This is a genomic window from Amycolatopsis sp. NPDC031561, from assembly GCF_055580625.1.
In genome coordinates, this window is sequence record NZ_JBVILA010000034.1 from 64,256 (window position 1) to 80,098 (window position 15,843).

A 15,843-nucleotide genomic window follows, 5' to 3' on the forward strand; every position below is an offset into this window, starting at 1 on the left:
AAACGACGAGGTAGCCGCGCAGACCGGCCAGCTGCCACGACGCGTGAGCGGCGAGGATCACGTCGAAGCTGGACGCTGTCGCTTCTTGCCAAGCCAGAACCTCGTAGCCGCGACTTTCGATGTGACGGGACAGCCCTTGATCGAAAACCGATCCTGGTTCGATGGTGAAGCGGATTTCGGGTACGTCCTCACGCAGCACCTGCAAAAGGCTGAGCAACCGATCCAGCGTCGCTCCGTTGCGCACGACGAGCAACAGGCGGTAAGGCGGCTTCCTCGTCAGACGGTCGACGGTGCCACGTCCTTGATCACCCACAAATAGTTCTCGATCCATGCGCCGGGGGTTATCCGGTAGAGCTCGTTCACGGTTGTCTCAATCTGCCATACATCCGTCCCGATGGCTCAGATCCGGCGTCTTTCCGAAGGGTGAGAATCCGGCGGGTCAGCGAAACCCCCGCGACGACGAGAACGATCAGATACGCGTTGCCGACGAGCGCCTCCGCGAGGTTCCAGTCGCGTTCGGCGCCACCGCCGCCGGGAACCACGGCGACCGTCCAACCGGTGAACAGGACCGCGACCACGATCGCCGCCCCGCGCCACCCCTTGGCTGCGAGGTATCCGAGCGCGGGCACCACCCAGACCCAGTGATGGGTCCAGGAGATCGGGCTGACGAGCAGGGAGCATCCGGCCGTGACCAGCAGCGCGGCGCGATCATCGCCCGCGCGGTGGAGCCGGTGCACGAGCCACATCGCCAGCACCGCGAAGGCCGCGCTGGCCGCCACGATCACCACGGTGGCCGCCCCGCCTTCCGGCAGCGTCCGCCCGACGAATCCTTGCCATGACTGGTTTCCCACCCAGCCCTTCGTCGCGGCGAAGTGGCCATTGAAGATCGCCGAGGTCCAGTACCGCACGGAGTCCGCCGGCAGGACGACCAGCGCGAACGCCGTCGCCCCGGCGAAAGCCGCCAGCGCCCGAGCCGCATCAGCGAATCGCCTGACCACCAGGAGGTGGACGATGAAGATCAGCGGGATCAGCTTGATCGCCGCGACGATCCCGATCGCGATTCCGCGGTAGCGGGAATCGCGCAGGAGGACCATGTCCGCCACCACCGCGGCCATCAGGACGAGATTGACCTGTCCGAGGCCGATGCTCTGCCACACCGGTTGCAGCGCGAAGGCGCCGAGCAGCAGAAGCGGAAGGTGCGCGCGATCGGCGAACGGCCGGAGCGCGACGTAGAGGGAAGGTGCGGCCGCCAGCGCGAGCAGGCCCCAGCACAGCTGGGTCGGCAGCACGGTCAGCGAAGTGAAGAGCAGCGCGGCGAACGGCGGATAGGTGAACGGCAGGTCCGGTGCCCAGCCGGGAAGCGCGAGCAGCGGCGAATAGAGACTCTCCCCGTGGACCACGGCGTACCCGCCGGCCCGGTAGACCGCCGAATCGATGCCGAGCGGGGTGTCCGAGATCCACCAGCCGAGCGCGACCAGGGCGAGTACGGTCATCGCTCCGCCGACGATGACCGGCGCCTGGTTGACGCGCGACGCTTGCGACCATTTCATGGGGAAACGATCTCCGGAAACGCACCGGGGGACATCGCGCCGGGGTTCCGTCTTGGCGCCGGTACCCCGGTACCCGATCCCGCCGGACCCCTACCCCGGTATCAGGGCGCGGTGCCCGGCACGACGAGCCCCGCCTCGTACGCGACCATGACCGCTTGCGCGCGGTCACGCACCCCGAGCTTCGCGAAAACCCTGCTGACATGGGATTTCGCCGTCTGTTCCGCGATCACGAGCGCTTCGGCGATCTCCGTGTTGGAGAGGCCGCGCGCGATCAGCCGGAGCACCTCGGTCTCGCGGGCGGTCAGGTCGGCCACGAGGGAAGGGCCCGCGTGCGCCGACGCGTGGGTCCGGGTGAACTCGCCGATCAGGCGCCGGGTGATCGTGGGCGCGAAGAGCGCGTTGCCCGCGGAGATCACCCGGACCGCGGTGACCAGGTCGTCCAGCGGGGAATCCTTCAGCAGGAAACCGCTCGCGCCCGCCCGCAGCCCGCCGAACACGTACTCGTCGATGTCGAAGGTGGTGAGGATCAGTACGCGGACTTCTTGCCGTCCCGCCACGATCCGCCGGGTCGCCTCGAGCCCGTCGAGTTCGGGCATGCGCACGTCCATCAGCACGACGTCCGGTTCGAGTTCGGCGCACAGGGCGACGGCGGTGATCCCGTCCGCGGCTTCTCCGACCACCCGCATGTCGGCCTGCGCGTCGAGCACGGCGCGGAAGCTCTGCCTGACCATGGTCTGGTCGTCGGCGATGACCACCGAGATCACGGCTTCGGATGCTCCTCACGATCGAGCGGAACGGTCAGGGCGACGAGGAAGCCGCCGTCGGGCCTCTCCCCCAGCTCGAGATCCGCGGCGAGCATAGCGGCCCGCTCCCGCATCCCCACCAAACCGTGCCCGCTGCCTGCCTGTTCGGTCCTTTTCGGACCCTGTCCGGGGCCGTTCTCGATGAGCAGGCCGACAGAACCCGGCCCTGCCGTGAGCTCGACGGAGACCGACGCTCCGGGAGCGTGCTGGATCGCGTTGCTGAGTGCTTCCTGCACGATCCGGAACACCGACAACGCGACCCCCACCGGAACGGCGTCGAGGTCGCCGCGCAGAGTGAGCTCGCACGACGTGCCGGCGGCCTTGACCCCGTCGACCAGCTCGACCACCCGGGCCAGCCCCGGCTGCGGCGCGACCAGCAGAGCTTGGTCCTCGGACCGGAGCACCCCGAGCAGCCTGCGCAGTTCGGTCAGCCCTTCCCTGGCGGTCCCGGCCAGGTCGGCGAACTCCCGCCAGATCTCGGCTTCGCGATCGGCCTTGTCCTTGTCCGCGAACCGGAACCGCGCCGAGTCCGCACGCAGCGCGAGCACGGACATGTGGTGCGCGACCACGTCATGAAGTTCTCGCGCGATCCCCGCGCGCTCTTCGAGAAGCGCCGCCCGCGTCTCTTCGGCGAGCCTGCGTTCCTGCTGAGCCGCGCGCTCTTCCTCGGCGAGCCTGCGCTGGCGCACCGTGTTGCCGAGGAAGAAGGCAATTCCGCCCAGCATCACCAGCAGTGCCGCGTCTCGCCAGTCCTGGACGAAGGGGGCCGCGGCGGCGAACGAGATCAGCCCCGCCCAGGCCAGTTCCGCCTGGTCGTTGCTCTCCCCCACGAGATAGAAGACGAGCGCCGCCGTGAGCGCGAGGCCCGGCGCCCAATGCCATCCCCACGCGCCGGAGATACCGGGCAAGGTCAGCGGGGTGGTCACGATGCCGACGATCAGCGTGCGCCATCCCCACAACGGCGAGCGCACCGCGAGCAGACAGGGCAGCACCGTGACGATCACGTTGAACGTCTTCGCGGGCGGCGACACCGAAACGGTCGAGAACGTGACGAAACCGGACCAGAACGCCCATCCGAGGATCGTGAGACGGCGCAGCCAGCGCAACCCCGCCGAACGCTTCGGCGGGGCGTCGGTTCCGGTGAACGCCGTGTAGAGCAGGGCGGCCCACCACACCCGCAGGCGTTGTCGGTCGATCATCAGGAGTCACCCTACCCCCGGATCGGCTCACCCTGCGTAGTCTCGGCGACCCGCTCGACCTTGCCGACGAGGAAGACGTAGGACAGGATCCCGGCGATCGTGATCGACAGGTTCGAACGGGACGGCGGGGTCCCGGCCCGCCGGGGATCGTGACCTGTCCGTCTTCGTACGCGAACACCGACGGGTCCGTGACGTAGTCGAGGAGATCGTTGCCCGTGTTGTAGTGGATGCCGAGGCTTTGTTCGTGGATCGTCGCGTTGTAGCAGCGCGCGTCGATCTGGAGGCAGGCCGCCGGCGCGATCGGCCCGAGTGGACAGTGCAGGGCAAGGCCGACGTCGTAGGCCTCGGCCATGTGCGCGATTTTGCGTGCTTCGGTGATACCGCCGCACGGCGTCCACTTTTGCCACACAGCGATCGACCTTGTCCCAGGTGTCCAGATAGGACAGTTCCTCGGTCCCGTTCATCTTCGTCGGAAAGCTCCGCCACGGTGGCGGCCACCGACGCCGCCCGGCCCTCCAGGACCGGCTCGCCCCAGCCGGTCACGCCCTCGTCGGTTTCGATCTTCAGGAACGACCAGCGCGGCGGCACCTGATATGTCGTCATGGACGTGATCTTCATCGTTTCCCTGTCCCTGCGACGGTTCAGCCGTTGGCCCGCTGCCGGACCCGAGCAGCCAGGCGCGCTGACCGGAGGTTCCCCAGTCGAGCGCGATCAAGGCGGGTCGAGTGTCCGGCACGAGCGACATCGTGAGGGCGCTTTCCCGATAATGCGAACACCGTCCCTATATGTAGGATCGCGGAATGGCCGACCCTGCGCCGCCAGGCACTCAGACTCTCGCCCGCGGGCTAGCGGTGATCCGGTGCTGTACCTGGACAAACTGCCGGGATCGCGGGGCGCGGAGATGCGCTCCCGGATCGGGCACCGGATGCCGTTGACCCGCACCGGTGCCGGCATGGCGCTGCTCTTGGACTCAGCGGCGGAGTGGCAGGAGCTCTACCAAACCGAGGCTCCCGTGGAACCCGGCCAGGTGCATCCGGAGGACGTCGACGCGTTCTTGGCGCGCATGCGCGAATACACGGAGGCGGGGGTGGCGATGGACCTGGAGGACAACGAACCCGGGATCCGCTGTGTCGCGGCGCCGATCCGGGACGCCACCGGCGCCCACCGCCCGGATGCGCGGTCTGAACCGCGTCGTCGGCCGTGCGGCACAACAGGTTTCCGCCGGCCTGGGCTACCGCGATCGCTGAAAGGCAGGATGCGTCCATGAGCGAACCGTCCTTCACCCTCGTGCAGCTGCGCTACTTCGAGGCGGCGGCCCGGCATTTGAGCATGACCGCCGCGTCGAAGGAGCTCGTGGTCTCGCAGTCGGCCGTGTCGACCGCGATCGCGCAGCTGGAGAAGGAAATGGGCGTGCAGTTCCTCTTGCGCCATCACGCCCGCGGGCTCAGCCTGACCACGGCGGGCGAGGCGTTCTACAAGAGGGTGCTGAATTTCCTCGCCCACGGCGCCGAGCTGGTCGAGACGGCGCGGCAGTCCGGCACCGAACTGGTGGGAACGCTGACTGTCGGCTGCTTCGCCACCCTCGCGCCGTTCCGGTTGCCCAGCCTGCTGGCGGAATTCGAAGCCCGGCATCCGAAGGTGCACGTGTCCTTGCGTGAAGGCGAGCATCACGCGTTGAAGACTGCCCTTCGTTCCGGCGGCACCGAACTCGCCCTCCTCTACGGCTACGACCTCGACGACGACATCGATCGCGAAGTCGTGGGCAGCACCGCCCCGTACGCCCTCGTCCCCGAGGGGCACCGGCTCGCGCGCAGGAAGAGCCGCAAGGTGTCGCTCCACGACCTGGCCGAAGAACCCATGGTGCTGCTCGACCTCCCGAACAGCCGCGAATACCTGCTGGCGATCCTGCGTGACGCCGGGGTGGAACCGCGGATCCGGCACCGCAGCACCGGTTACGAGACCGTCCGCTCGCTCGTCGCGTCCGGCCACGGCTTCGCCCTGCTCAACCAGCGCCCGCCGGAAGACACCACGTACTCGGGCTCGAAAGCCGTCCCGCTCGCGCTCACCGACGTCGTCCCGGCACTGGAGATCGTCGTCGCCTCGATGCGTGGCGCCCGGCTCACCCGGCGGGCGCAGGAGTTCCGGGAACTGTGCCGCACCCACTACACCCGCTGACGATCACCGGTACCGCAGATAGGCGCGATGGGTCGCGATGTGGTCGGCCACGAGCTTGGCGTCGTGCCACACGCCCCAGATGAAACTCGAGCCGCGGCGCGCCTGCCAGGGCAGCCCCAGGAAGTACACGCCGGGCTCGGCGGACACTCCCCGCCGGTGGTCCGGCCTGCCGTTCTCGTCGAACGCGTCGACCCGCAGCCAGCCGTAGTCGGTGGCGAAGCCGGTGGCCCAGACGATCGAACGGACGCCGGCGGCGGCGAGGTCGAGTTCGAGGATCGGGTCGGTGACGCGGTCCGGATCCGGACCCAGCACCCGGGCCTCCGGTTCCTCGGGCAGGTCCAGTCCGTTGCGCACGACGTAGGCGTCGGCTTCGTCGAGAGTCGCGAGGTAGCCGGCGTCTCCCCTGGCGAGGTTGGCCGCCAGGTCCGGCGCGAAGCGGAGAACGCCGTCGTCGTACGAAGAGGTCAAGCCGACGAGCTCGATCCCCATCCCGGCGAGGGCCCGGAAGTCGACCGTGTGCCCGCCACGCGCTCCGCTGACCGCGATGGTGACGTGCTCCGCGCCCCGCGGCGGGGTGTCGGCGTCCCACTTGCCGAGGACGCCCAGCCACCAGCAGAAGTCGCGTCCGCGATACCTGCGCGGCGGCCGCTCGTGAGGGCCGACCGAGAGATACACGCGGCGCCCCGACCGGTGGAGTTCTTCGGCGATCTGCACGCCCGACGATCCGGCCCCGACCACCAGCACCGCTCCTTCGGGCAGCTGCCCGGGATTGCGGTAGCCGCTGGAGTGGAGCTGCCGGATCCCGGCGTCCTCGGGCACGATCGGCGGCATCACCGGCCGCTGGAAGGGCCCGGTCGCCGCGATGACGTAGCGCGTCTCGACGGTCCCGTCCGAAGTCTCCACCTGGAAACCCGGCCGTCCCTCGTTCCTCCGGACCGACGTCACCTCGACCCCGGTCCGGATCGGCGCGGCGATCTTTTCCGCGTAGGCCTCGAAATACTCGGCGACCCGGTCCTTCGTGGGGAAGTCGTCCGGCGCCAGATCGGCGAACTCCAGCCCGGGGAAACGATCGTGCCAAGCGGGACCGTTCGCGACCAGCGAGTCCCACCGCTCCGAGCGCCAGCGCTCCGCGATCCGGTTCCGCTCCACCACGAGGTGCGGCACCCCGTGGCCACTCAGGTGCTCGCTCATCGCCAGACCGGCCTGGCCCCCACCCACGACGAGAGCCTCCACCTCTTGGCTCGGCATCCAGACCTCCAGGTTCGTCATCCGTTCGCTGCGTCCTCTGGATGGTGGCCGCGAAGTGTTGCCTGTGTCCAACAGATGTTTTCGTACTTCAAGATCTGATTTACAGATTTAGGGGGCGATGCGGGTGGTCGTGGTTCCCAATGTCGCATTTGAGGCGCTGAGCGTCTCGAATGCGACATTGGGAACCCTCAGCCACGAACTCGACCCGTCGCCATCCACTCCGGCGTGGCCGATGAGCGCGTGAGGGGAACTTAAGCGACCACCTTGGCCCCCGTGCATCTGAATTATCGATGCATTGGTCCTGAAAGATCTTCTGTACAGAACACCGATACCGGCGGCACGCTGTGGCGACGGGGCCCGCGTCCGACGGGCCGCCCCTCTTCCAGGGAAGGCCGAGCAGTGACCGTCCATCGCCGCATCCGCCCGTTCAACACGCGCGACACCTATCCCGAGCAGAACCTCGACAACGACCTCTGCCAGGCCGTCGTCGCCAACGGCACGGTCTACGTCCGCGGCCAGATCGGCCAGGACCTCGACACCAGCGAGTCGGTCGGGATCGGCGACGCGGCCGCACAGGCCGAGCAGGCGATGGCCAACATCAAGCTGCTGCTCGAAGAAGCGGGCAGCCGGATGGAGCACCTGGTCAAGCTCACGATCTACCTGATCGACCCGCGCTATCGCGAAGACGTCTACCGCGTCGTCGGCCGCTGGACCAAGGGTGTGCACCCGATCTCGACCGGTGTGGTGGTGTCCGCGCTCGCGCGGCCGGAATGGCTGTGCGAGATCGACGCCGTCGCGGTGATTCCTGAGGAGGGGAAATGACCTTTTCGATCGTGGGCCGCGAGGTCTCCGGTGGCACCGTGCGGTTCGGTGTCGCGGCCAGTTCGTCCAGCCCCGCCGTCGCCGCCCGCGTCGCGCATCTGGTGCCCGGCGTCGGAGCGGCTTCGTCGCAGAACATCACGGACCCGCGGCTCGGCGGGCGCCTGCTCGACAGGCTGGCCGAGCACGGTGACGCCGAGCGGGCGCTGTCCGAGGTGGTCACGGCGACGTCGGGCGTCGAGTACCGGCAGTTGACCGTGCTCGGCCCGGCCGGGCCCGGCTTCGCCTACAGCGGCGCCAAGACGCTCGGAAAGCACGCGTCCGCGACCGCCGACGGTGTCGTGGCCGCGGGGAACATGCTCGCGGGCGAACACATCCCGCAGTCCATTGTGGACGCTTTTCTCTCCTCGACCGGCGAACTGGAACAGCGGCTCGTCACCGCACTGAAGGCAGGACTCGCAGCGGGCGGCGAAGAAGGTCCCGTTCGCTCCGCCGGTCTCGTCGTGGTGTCCGGGGTGGACTGGCGGGTCACCGATCTGCGCGTGGACTGGGCAGACGACCCGATCGACCGGCTGGCCGAGCTGCTCGACGTCTGGCTCCCGCAGCGCGACGACTACGTGACCCGCGCGCTCGACCCCGGCTCGGCGCCGTCCTACGGCGTGCCGGGCGACGAATGATGACGACGCCGAAGGACGCGGCCCGCGCCGAGGTCGATCGCCACGCCGACGAGCTGGTCCGGCTTTCGCGACGGTTGCACGCCGACCCCGAGACCGCGTGGGAGGAGCACCGTGCCGCCGCGATGGTGCCGGAGCTGCTCGATCGCGCCGGTTTCGCCGTCACGTCCAACTACTTGAGCCTGGACACGGCGTTCCACGCGAGCTTCGGCGGCGGACCCACCCGGATCGCGCTGTGCGCCGAGTACGACGCGCTGCCCGGTCTCGGCCACGCCTGCGGCCACAACCTCATCGCGGCGAGCTCGATCGGCGCGGCGCTCGGCCTGGCCGCGATCGCCGACGACGCCGGGCTGACCGTCGAGGTCTACGGAACGCCCGCGGAAGAGGGTGGCGGCGGGAAGATCGAGCTGCTCGACCGCGGCGCGTTCGCCGATGTCGACTTGGCGATGATGGTCCATCCCGCGCCCGTCGACGTCGCCGAGGCGCGGCCGTTCGCCGTCAGTCACTCGAAGATCTCCTACCGCGGCCGGTCGGCGCACGCCGCCGCGTACCCGGAGGCCGGGGTCAACGCGGCCGACGCGTTCACCGTCGCCCAGGTCGCGATCGGCCTGCTGCGGCAACATCTTCCGTCGTCGGCCCGCGTGCACGGAGTCGTGACCCACGCCGGTGACGCCCCTAACGCGATCCCCGAGCACGCGACCGGCCGCTGGTACGTGCGTGCCGAGACGCTGGCGGAGCTGGCCGAGTTGGAGCCGCGCGTGCTGCGCACCTTCGAAGCGGGCGCGCTGGCCACCGGCTGCGAACTGAGCGTCGAGCCGGAGAGCAGGCCCTACGCCGAGTTCCGCGCCGACGAGACCGCGTTGGCGGCCTACCGCGCCAACGCGCTGGAGCTCGGCCGCGAGTTCGCGGCGGGCGGGACGGCGTCCCGGATGAACCGGGCGTCGACCGACATGGGCAACGTCTCGCAGGTCGTGCCCGCCATCCATCCCTACATCGGCATCGGCTCCCTGCCCGCGATCAACCACCAGCGCGAGTTCGCCGCGCACTGCGTCGGCGGCGAGGCCGAGCGCGCGCTGCTGGACGGCGCGATCGCACTGGCCTGGACCGGTGCGGACCGGGCCGGTGCCGTCAGGCAGCCCGCCTGACCGTCTTCGCGCGACATGGTTCAAGGAGGCATCATGACCACGCAGGACTCTCCCCCCGACGAGTTCGTCACCACCGCCACCGACCCCGCGATGCTGCGCCGCAGCATCGCCGCCGGGGCCGTCGGGGTGTTCGTGCACTGGTTCGACTGGGCCGCCTACGCCTATCTCGCGAGCACCATCGCGTCGGTGTTCTTCCCCGCGGGCGACGCCACCGCCGGTCTGCTCGCCGTCTTCGGCGTTTTCGCGGTCTCCTTCGGGATCCGGCCGATCGGGGCGCTGGTGTTCGGGCCGCTCGGCGACCGGATCGGCCGCAAGCGCACGCTGTCCATCGTCATCTTCGTGATGTCCGGCGCCACCCTGGTCATCGGTCTCCTGCCCGGGTACTCGACGATCGGGATCGCCGCTCCCCTGCTGCTGGTCTTCCTGCGGCTGCTGCAGGGTTTCGCGGCGGGCGGCGAATTCGGGAGCGCGGCGAGCTTCCTCGCCGAGTACGCACCACGTCACCGCCGCGGTTTCGGCGTCAGCTGGCTCGAAGTCGGTTCCCTGCTGGGCTTCCTCGCCGGGTCGTTCGTGTTCCTGATGCTGTCGCTCGGTCTCTCGGAAGACCAGCTGGCGTCCTGGGGCTGGCGGATCCCGTTCCTGCTCGCGGCGCCACTCGGGATCATCGGCTTCGTCATCCGGAGCAAGATCGAGGACACTCCCGCGTACCGCGCGCTTGAGGCGACGGACGATGTGCCGCGCAGCCCGGTTCGGGAACTGTTCCGGGACCACAAGAAGCAGTTGTTCCAGGCCGCCGGTCTGATGACCATGATGCACGTGCCGTTCTACGCGGTGCTCACCTATCTGGTCACCTACGAGACCGACCACCTCGGCCATTCCGCCGGCGACGCCGCCTTGCTGTCCACCGTGATCTCGCTTCTCGCCCTAGTCCTCGTACCCGCCTTCGGACGGCTTTCCGACCGGGTCGGACGACGGCCTGTCCTGCTCGGCGCGGGCATCGCGCTCTTCGTCCTGGCGACACCGGCGTATCTCGTGATGCGCACGGGACTCACAGGGACGTGGATCGGCGGGCTCACGCTCGGTGTCGTGCTCGCCGCGATCCTCGGCACCTACGCGGTGTGGTCGGCGGAGATCTTCCCGACCCGCACCCGCCAGGGCGGCTTGTCGATCGCCTACAACCTCACCGCCGCCCTGTTCGCCGGGACCGTGCCGTATCTGATGACCGTCCTGATCGCGACGACCGGAAGCACCCTAGTCCCCGGCCCGTACCTCATGGTCGCCGCCGCGATCGGGCTCGTCGCGGCCTTCTCGATGCGCGAGACGGCCGGAAAGTCCTTGTCACAGCCAGAAGACTGAGTCAGCACGTGGCCGCGGTGACGAAATGCGGGCGGCCGGTGATCGGATGCGGCACGATCGTGCTGCGCACTCCGAACACTTCGGCGACACGCTCCGGCTCCAGTACCTCCTCGGGCGGACCTGCCGCAAGGACCCGGCCTTTTTCGAGCAGCACCAGGCGATCGCAATAGGTCGTGGCGTGGTCGAGGTCGTGCAGGGCGACGACGGTGGTCAGCCCGAGCTGACGGACGAGATCGAGCAGGCCGAGCTGGGCGCCGATGTCCAGGTGATTGGTCGGCTCGTCCAGCAGCAGGACCGGTGTCTTCTGCGCGAGCGCCCGCGCCACCAGGACCCGTTGCCGCTCACCGCCGGAGAGCCGCGTGAAGACCCGGCGCGCGGCCCAGGCCATCCCGACCCGGTCCAGCGCGTCCCGTACGATGTCACGATCGCCGCTGGTGTCCCGTTCCAGGATCCCCTTGTGCGGCGTCCGTCCCATGAGGACGGTCTCCTCGACCGAGAAACCGTTGTCGAGATCGTGATCCTGGACGACGACGGCCGTCCGCCTCCCCGCCTCGCGAGCGGTGCCCCGCCAGACGTCGGACTCTCCGATGTGGACGGACCCCCGCACCGGCTTCAACGCCCGGTACACACAACGCAGCAACGTGCTCTTGCCGGAACCGTTGGGGCCGATGAGCCCGGTGACCGTTCCGGTTCCGACCTCGACGCTCACGTCGCCGAGGATCGGGAGGTCGTCGATCGTCACGGACACGCCCTGGATCTGGATCTTCACCGCAGCGATCTCCTCCGGCCACGCAGCAACATCAGGAAGAACGGCGCGCCGAGCGCCGCGGTGAAGATGCCGATCGGCATCTCGTTCGGCTTGTTCACCGTGCGGGTGGCGAGGTCGACCAGCACCAGGAAGACCGCCCCGCCCAGCAGGGACACCGGGATCACCTTGCGATGGTCCGGCCCCACGACCAGCCGTACCGCGTGCGGGACCACCAGCCCCACGAAACCGATACCGCCCGCGACACTCACCACCGTCGCCGTCAGCAGGGACGCCGCCACCAGCAACAGAACGCGCAACCGGTCGACGTCGACACCCAGCCCGGCCGCGGTGTCCTCACCGGTCGCGAGCGCGTTCATCATCCGGCCCCGGCTCGCCAGCCAGAGCCCGGTGACCGCGGTCGCGACCGCCGGGATCGCGAGATCGGACCAGGACGCCCCGGCGACCGAGCCGAGCAGCCAGAACATGACACCGCGCAGTTCCGACGGATCGACGAGCAGTTGCAGCAGACCGGTCCCCGCCATCCCGAGGTAGGCGACGGCGACCCCGGCGAGGACGAGACTCGTGCCGATCAGCCTGCCGCCGCGTTGCGCCATCACGAAAACCACGAGCAGGCTCAGGGACGAGCCCACGAACGCGCCACCGGCGACCCCGATCCCCGCCGCGATCCCGGTCGTCATCACCACGACGGCGCCCAGCGACGCGCCCGCCGTCACGCCGAAGGTGTACGGGTCGGCCAGCGGATTCCGGACCAGGGTCTGCAGGCACAGACCGGCCAGGCTCAGGCCGGCGCCCGCCACCGCCGCGAGCAGCACGCGCGGGGTGCGGAAGGTCCACACGATCTGATCGGTCAACGGGTCGAGGCCCTCGGTGCCGCCGGTCAGATGGGCCCACACGACGGCGACGACGCGCCCGACCGGGACGTCGACCGTGCCGATGCCGACGGAGAACGCCACGGCCAGCGCGAGCGCGCCGGTCAGTCCGGCCAGCAGGAGGGTGAAACCCTTGCCCTGAACCAGATGTGTCCGCCGCTGGTCAACGCGCGGCATCGGCGATCTTCCGGACGGCGATCGCGTTGATCGGGCCGAGGTAGATGCTGTCGGAGACGCTGGTGAAGGTCTTGGTCTTCGACGCCTGCCAGGCGGGGAACTTGGCGAACAGCTCCTGGGCCAGCACGTCCGGCTTCTCCTCCGGCTGGAACAGCCCGATCACCAGCACGTCGACAGGTGCGGAGGCGAGCGCTTCGGCGTTGATCTCGGCGAGCTGGGTGTTCGTCTTGCCCACGAAGGGGTTCACGCCACCGGCACGGCCGACGATGTCGTCGTAGATCCCGCCGCCGAACACCGCGGGCAGGCCGTTGTTGTTCATCATCGACATCCCCGGGTAGACGACCAGGACGTTCTTGCGCTCCTTGCCCGCCACTTCCTTTTGGACGGCGGCGATTTCGGCGCGTGTCCGATTGACGTGGTCGGCGGCGCGCTGCTGGACGTCGAAGATCTCGCCAAGGCTCAGCAGCAGCTCGGACGACGACTCGACCGACTGCTTCCCATACCGCTCCTTGTCCTCCGGCCGGGCGTTCGGATCGCCGTTCGCGCAGTTCGACGGCGTGACGAAGCTCTTGATCCCCGCCGCGTCGAGCTGATCGCGGGTGACCGAGCCGACCTTGTCGTCGAACCCGCCCGCCCAGGTGGAGATCACCAAATCCGGTTCGAGGGCGAGGACCTGCTCACGCGGGACCTCGAAGTTCTCGTTGAGCTTCAGGTTCCCTTTCGGGATCGCCTTGATCTTGTCCACGAAGGACGGTTCGTCCGACACTTCGTAGGATTGGCTGTTGGCCAGGATGTGGTCCTGGATCCCCAGGACCACGAAGCTCTCCACCTCGGCCACCGAGGTCCCGTTGAGCAGCACCACGCGTTTCGGCGGCGCGTCGAAGGTGACCTTCCGCCCGCAGTTGTCGATGGTCAGCGGGTACGAGGTGGGTTTCGCCACGGCGGGAGGCAGCAGGCCCACGTCGGCCTGCTGGGCGGCCGGCGCCGGTTTGCCGATGCCGCAGGCCGCGACGGCGGCGAGCAGCACGCCTGCCACGAGGACGCACCGGGTCAGGCGGGCGCCGTCAAAAGAGGACATGTCCCAAAGGTCGCGCGGACGTGGCGGAAAGTTCCCGGGCCCGGCGCTCCAACGTCTCGGCCGGGCTGCTCCGAACGGGTCGCCCGCCGCCGGGGATCACTTCCGCGTAGGCGAATTTCTTGTTCGCGCTTTCGTCCGAGCATTACAAAAATAAGTCGTCAAGATTCTTTACGCGGCCCGGATTCACCCGGTATTCCGGTAGCGCTACGCTCTCGTCGCGTCGCCTGATCAGGCCACACATTCTTTGCCTGCTGGTCAATTCTCCTCGTTCAGGGATTGGGATGTATGGAAAGCTGTGATGTCGCCCGGCCCCGGCCGCGAAAGCGCAACCGGGCACGAATCCGCGGTTTCGCCGCGCTGATCGTCCTGCTGGCCGCGGGCTGCGGAAGCGATCCGGTGACCCCGGCCGCGGTCGGCCAGGAGGACCTGACCCTGCTGCCCGAGGCCACCACGTTCGGCTCCCTCGCCGACGCGGCCAAGGACTCCGGTGCCGCGGCCACCGGCAAGGTCGTGCACCCCAAGGACGACCTCGTCGTCTACCAGAGCGTCGGCGGCAAGGCCGTCGCCAAGCTCCCGGCGGTCCAGGTGGGCTCCCCGACCTGGGTCCCGGTGATCGCCGAACAGGGCCCGTGGGCGGAGATCCTGCTCCCGACCAGGCCCAACGCGTCCGCGGGCTGGGTGCACCTCGACCCTGCGCGCGTCGAAATCGCCCAGAACGACTACACCATCAACGTCGACAGGGCCGCCTTCTCGCTCGAACTCACACGGTCCGGCGAGTCGCTGGGCAAGTGGACGATCGGCACCGGGAAGCCGGAGTACCCGACCCCGAAGGGCCGGGCGTTCCTGCTGGCGTCCATCGAGGAAACCGTCAACGAGTACAGCCCGATCGTCCTACCACTGAGCGCGCATTCGGAATCGCACGAGACGTTCGGCGGCGGTCCCGGCACGGTCGGCATCCACACGTGGCCGAATGACAGTTTCCAGGGCCAAGCGAACAGCGACGGCTGCATTCGCGTGCCGAAGGCGGCGCTCGACGAGCTCGTGAAGGTTCCGCTGGGCGCCATTGTCAACATCGTCTGAACAATTCTCGAAAGGGTAGTGATTTGTTCACCAGAAAAGCTCTTGTAGGCGGCATCGCCCTCAGCGCGGTGGCGCTCACGGTCATCGCCCCTTCGGCAGGCGCCACCGGCCACGGCAGTTCGGCGTTCGCCCTGTCCGCTTCGGGCCTGCTGAAGATCGACCCGGTCCCCGCGGTCGACGGGTCGGACGGCTTCCGGCAGAAGTCGCTCGCGGAGTTCACGCTGCCGCTGCAACTGGTCAAGGTCACCCTGCTCAACGCCCAGGCGGGCGAGAGCGCGGCCAGGGCCAGCGTCAAGGACGTCGAGGTGAACCTCGGCGGGCTCAGCGGCAAGCAGGGCAAGCCGCTGGTCAGCGCGTCGGCCATCCAGGCGGAATGCAAGGGCGGCAAGGGGTCTTCGTCGCTCGCCAGGGCGAGTATCGGGGGTGTCAAGCTCGACGTCGCCGCCGCGCCGAACACCGCCGTCGGCGTCGAGGGGCTGGCTTCGGTCACGCTGAACAAGCAGGTCAAGCACAAGGACGGCTCGATCACCGTCACCGCGCTGTCGATCAGTGTCGACGGCTTCCAGACGCTCGACCTCGCCTCGGTGACCTGCGCCGCGGGTGGCGGCGACGGTTCGACCACCGAGCCGCCCACGGGCAAGCCGAGCACCGGCAAGCCCTCCAGCGCCAAGCCGAGCGCGCCGCCGACCTCGGCCACCACCGCCAAGCCCGCGGGTGACAAGCCCACCGCCGACGGCAAGGCCCCCACCCCCACCCCGGTCAAGGCCCACCTCGACGTCACCGGCTGATCGCCCTCGATCGTCGCTTAGGCCGTGTCCTGTAAGTCTGTTCGATGGGCTTCGTGATCCAGGTGGTTCCTGACGGTGCGGGCGGATCGGCCTCGTACCGGGTCGTACTCGGC

Annotated in this window: 16 protein-coding genes and 2 pseudogenes; 9 read left to right on the top strand and 9 right to left on the bottom strand. The window is 68.9% G+C overall.

The features are described from left to right. The first annotated feature begins 43 nt into the window (after positions 1-43). Positions 44-319 (top strand): hypothetical protein, encoded by a 276-nt coding sequence (locus ACZ5IK_RS40640; RefSeq protein WP_465492574.1) that lies wholly within the window; start codon positions 44-46, stop codon positions 317-319. A gap of 40 nt (positions 320-359) precedes the next feature. On the opposite strand, the gene ACZ5IK_RS40645 is transcribed toward ACZ5IK_RS40640, so the two are convergent. The 5 genes and pseudogenes from ACZ5IK_RS40645 to ACZ5IK_RS40665 form a co-directional block, all read right to left on the bottom strand. Then, on the bottom strand, positions 360-1,550 hold the full coding sequence (locus ACZ5IK_RS40645) for a glycosyltransferase 87 family protein (RefSeq protein WP_465492575.1): 1,191 nt from the start codon (positions 1,548-1,550) through the stop codon (positions 360-362). A 101-nt stretch (positions 1,551-1,651) separates the two neighbouring features. Next, positions 1,652-2,314, bottom strand: coding sequence for a response regulator (locus ACZ5IK_RS40650; protein WP_101609062.1), 663 nt, complete (start codon positions 2,312-2,314; stop codon positions 1,652-1,654). Beyond that, positions 2,311-3,552, bottom strand: coding sequence for a sensor histidine kinase (locus tag ACZ5IK_RS40655; RefSeq protein WP_465492576.1), 1,242 nt, complete (start codon positions 3,550-3,552; stop codon positions 2,311-2,313). Before ACZ5IK_RS40655 ends, ACZ5IK_RS40650 begins: the two co-directional genes overlap by 4 nt. Before the next feature lie 190 nt (positions 3,553-3,742). Beyond that, a pseudogene (locus ACZ5IK_RS40660) lies at positions 3,743-3,904 on the bottom strand (enolase C-terminal domain-like protein); the annotation flags it as partial. Between the two features lie 188 nt (positions 3,905-4,092). Then, positions 4,093-4,170, bottom strand: a pseudogene (locus ACZ5IK_RS40665) (hypothetical protein); the annotation flags it as partial. A gap of 241 nt (positions 4,171-4,411) precedes the next feature. Here ACZ5IK_RS40665 and ACZ5IK_RS40670 point away from each other — a divergent pair. Together ACZ5IK_RS40670 and ACZ5IK_RS40675 are read left to right on the top strand one after the other, a co-directional pair. After that, positions 4,412-4,819: an IclR family transcriptional regulator domain-containing protein gene (locus ACZ5IK_RS40670; protein WP_465492577.1), complete on the top strand. Its 408-nt coding sequence runs from the start codon at positions 4,412-4,414 to the stop codon at positions 4,817-4,819. Beyond that, positions 4,816-5,727 carry a LysR substrate-binding domain-containing protein gene (locus ACZ5IK_RS40675; protein WP_465492578.1) on the top strand — a complete coding sequence of 304 codons (912 nt, stop codon included), beginning with the start codon at positions 4,816-4,818 and terminating at the stop codon, positions 5,725-5,727. The genes ACZ5IK_RS40670 and ACZ5IK_RS40675 overlap by 4 nt, the downstream gene beginning before the upstream one ends. A gap of 3 nt (positions 5,728-5,730) precedes the next feature. On the opposite strand, the gene ACZ5IK_RS40680 is transcribed toward ACZ5IK_RS40675, so the two are convergent. Beyond that, positions 5,731-6,996 carry a flavin-containing monooxygenase gene (locus tag ACZ5IK_RS40680; RefSeq protein ID WP_465492579.1) on the bottom strand — a complete coding sequence of 422 codons (1,266 nt, stop codon included), beginning with the start codon at positions 6,994-6,996 and terminating at the stop codon, positions 5,731-5,733. A 378-nt stretch (positions 6,997-7,374) separates the two neighbouring features. On the opposite strand from ACZ5IK_RS40680, the gene ACZ5IK_RS40685 reads away from it, so the two are divergent. Genes ACZ5IK_RS40685 through ACZ5IK_RS40700 form a run of 4 tightly spaced genes read left to right on the top strand, consistent with a single transcriptional unit; the run spans position 7,375 to position 10,969 of the window. Beyond that, positions 7,375-7,797 (top strand): RidA family protein, encoded by a 423-nt coding sequence (locus ACZ5IK_RS40685; RefSeq protein ID WP_410599438.1) that lies wholly within the window; start codon positions 7,375-7,377, stop codon positions 7,795-7,797. Then, complete coding sequence (locus ACZ5IK_RS40690; RefSeq protein WP_465492580.1) at positions 7,794-8,471, top strand: DUF1028 domain-containing protein; 678 nt, start codon at positions 7,794-7,796, stop codon at positions 8,469-8,471. The genes ACZ5IK_RS40685 and ACZ5IK_RS40690 overlap by 4 nt, the downstream gene beginning before the upstream one ends. Next, positions 8,471-9,613: a M20 family metallopeptidase gene (locus ACZ5IK_RS40695; RefSeq protein ID WP_465492581.1), complete on the top strand. Its 1,143-nt coding sequence runs from the start codon at positions 8,471-8,473 to the stop codon at positions 9,611-9,613. The genes ACZ5IK_RS40690 and ACZ5IK_RS40695 overlap by 1 nt, the downstream gene beginning before the upstream one ends. Positions 9,614-9,646: 33 nt before the next feature. Next, positions 9,647-10,969 carry an MFS transporter gene (locus ACZ5IK_RS40700; protein WP_465492582.1) on the top strand — a complete coding sequence of 441 codons (1,323 nt, stop codon included), beginning with the start codon at positions 9,647-9,649 and terminating at the stop codon, positions 10,967-10,969. Position 10,970: 1 nt separating this feature from the next. Here ACZ5IK_RS40700 and ACZ5IK_RS40705 read toward each other — a convergent pair whose 3' ends face one another. From ACZ5IK_RS40705 to ACZ5IK_RS40715, 3 genes are read right to left on the bottom strand one after another with little or no spacing between them, the layout of a single operon-like run. Further along, complete coding sequence (locus ACZ5IK_RS40705) at positions 10,971-11,738, bottom strand: ABC transporter ATP-binding protein (RefSeq protein WP_465492583.1); 768 nt, start codon at positions 11,736-11,738, stop codon at positions 10,971-10,973. Next, the gene (locus tag ACZ5IK_RS40710) at positions 11,735-12,784 is read right to left on the bottom strand and encodes a FecCD family ABC transporter permease (protein ID WP_465492584.1); all 1,050 of its coding nucleotides are present in this window, start codon (positions 12,782-12,784) and stop codon (positions 11,735-11,737) included. The genes ACZ5IK_RS40705 and ACZ5IK_RS40710 overlap by 4 nt, the downstream gene beginning before the upstream one ends. Then, the gene (locus ACZ5IK_RS40715; protein WP_465492585.1) at positions 12,771-13,862 is read right to left on the bottom strand and encodes an ABC transporter substrate-binding protein; all 1,092 of its coding nucleotides are present in this window, start codon (positions 13,860-13,862) and stop codon (positions 12,771-12,773) included. Before ACZ5IK_RS40715 ends, ACZ5IK_RS40710 begins: the two co-directional genes overlap by 14 nt. 285 nt (positions 13,863-14,147) lie before the next feature. On the opposite strand from ACZ5IK_RS40715, the gene ACZ5IK_RS40720 reads away from it, so the two are divergent. Further along, positions 14,148-14,942, top strand: coding sequence for a L,D-transpeptidase (locus tag ACZ5IK_RS40720; protein ID WP_465492586.1), 795 nt, complete (start codon positions 14,148-14,150; stop codon positions 14,940-14,942). A 23-nt stretch (positions 14,943-14,965) separates the two neighbouring features. Beyond that, positions 14,966-15,730, top strand: coding sequence for a choice-of-anchor P family protein (locus ACZ5IK_RS40725; protein ID WP_465492587.1), 765 nt, complete (start codon positions 14,966-14,968; stop codon positions 15,728-15,730). Positions 15,731-15,843: the final 113 nt, after the last annotated feature.

Excerpts from the sequence above, each read along its gene's own strand:
- ACZ5IK_RS40710 (WP_465492584.1), bottom strand. The coding sequence starts at position 12,784 with ATGCCGCGCGTTGACCAGCGGCGGACACATCTGGTTCAGGGCAAGGGT.
- ACZ5IK_RS40715 (WP_465492585.1), bottom strand. The coding sequence starts at position 13,862 with ATGTCCTCTTTTGACGGCGCCCGCCTGACCCGGTGCGTCCTCGTGGCA.
- ACZ5IK_RS40695 (WP_465492581.1), top strand. The coding sequence starts at position 8,471 with ATGACGACGCCGAAGGACGCGGCCCGCGCCGAGGTCGATCGCCACGCC.
- ACZ5IK_RS40700 (WP_465492582.1), top strand. The coding sequence starts at position 9,647 with ATGACCACGCAGGACTCTCCCCCCGACGAGTTCGTCACCACCGCCACC.
- ACZ5IK_RS40655 (WP_465492576.1), bottom strand. The coding sequence starts at position 3,552 with ATGATCGACCGACAACGCCTGCGGGTGTGGTGGGCCGCCCTGCTCTAC.
- ACZ5IK_RS40675 (WP_465492578.1), top strand. The coding sequence starts at position 4,816 with ATGAGCGAACCGTCCTTCACCCTCGTGCAGCTGCGCTACTTCGAGGCG.
- ACZ5IK_RS40645 (WP_465492575.1), bottom strand. The coding sequence starts at position 1,550 with ATGAAATGGTCGCAAGCGTCGCGCGTCAACCAGGCGCCGGTCATCGTC.
- ACZ5IK_RS40720 (WP_465492586.1), top strand. The coding sequence starts at position 14,148 with ATGGAAAGCTGTGATGTCGCCCGGCCCCGGCCGCGAAAGCGCAACCGG.
- ACZ5IK_RS40690 (WP_465492580.1), top strand. The coding sequence starts at position 7,794 with ATGACCTTTTCGATCGTGGGCCGCGAGGTCTCCGGTGGCACCGTGCGG.
- ACZ5IK_RS40680 (WP_465492579.1), bottom strand. The coding sequence starts at position 6,996 with ATGACGAACCTGGAGGTCTGGATGCCGAGCCAAGAGGTGGAGGCTCTC.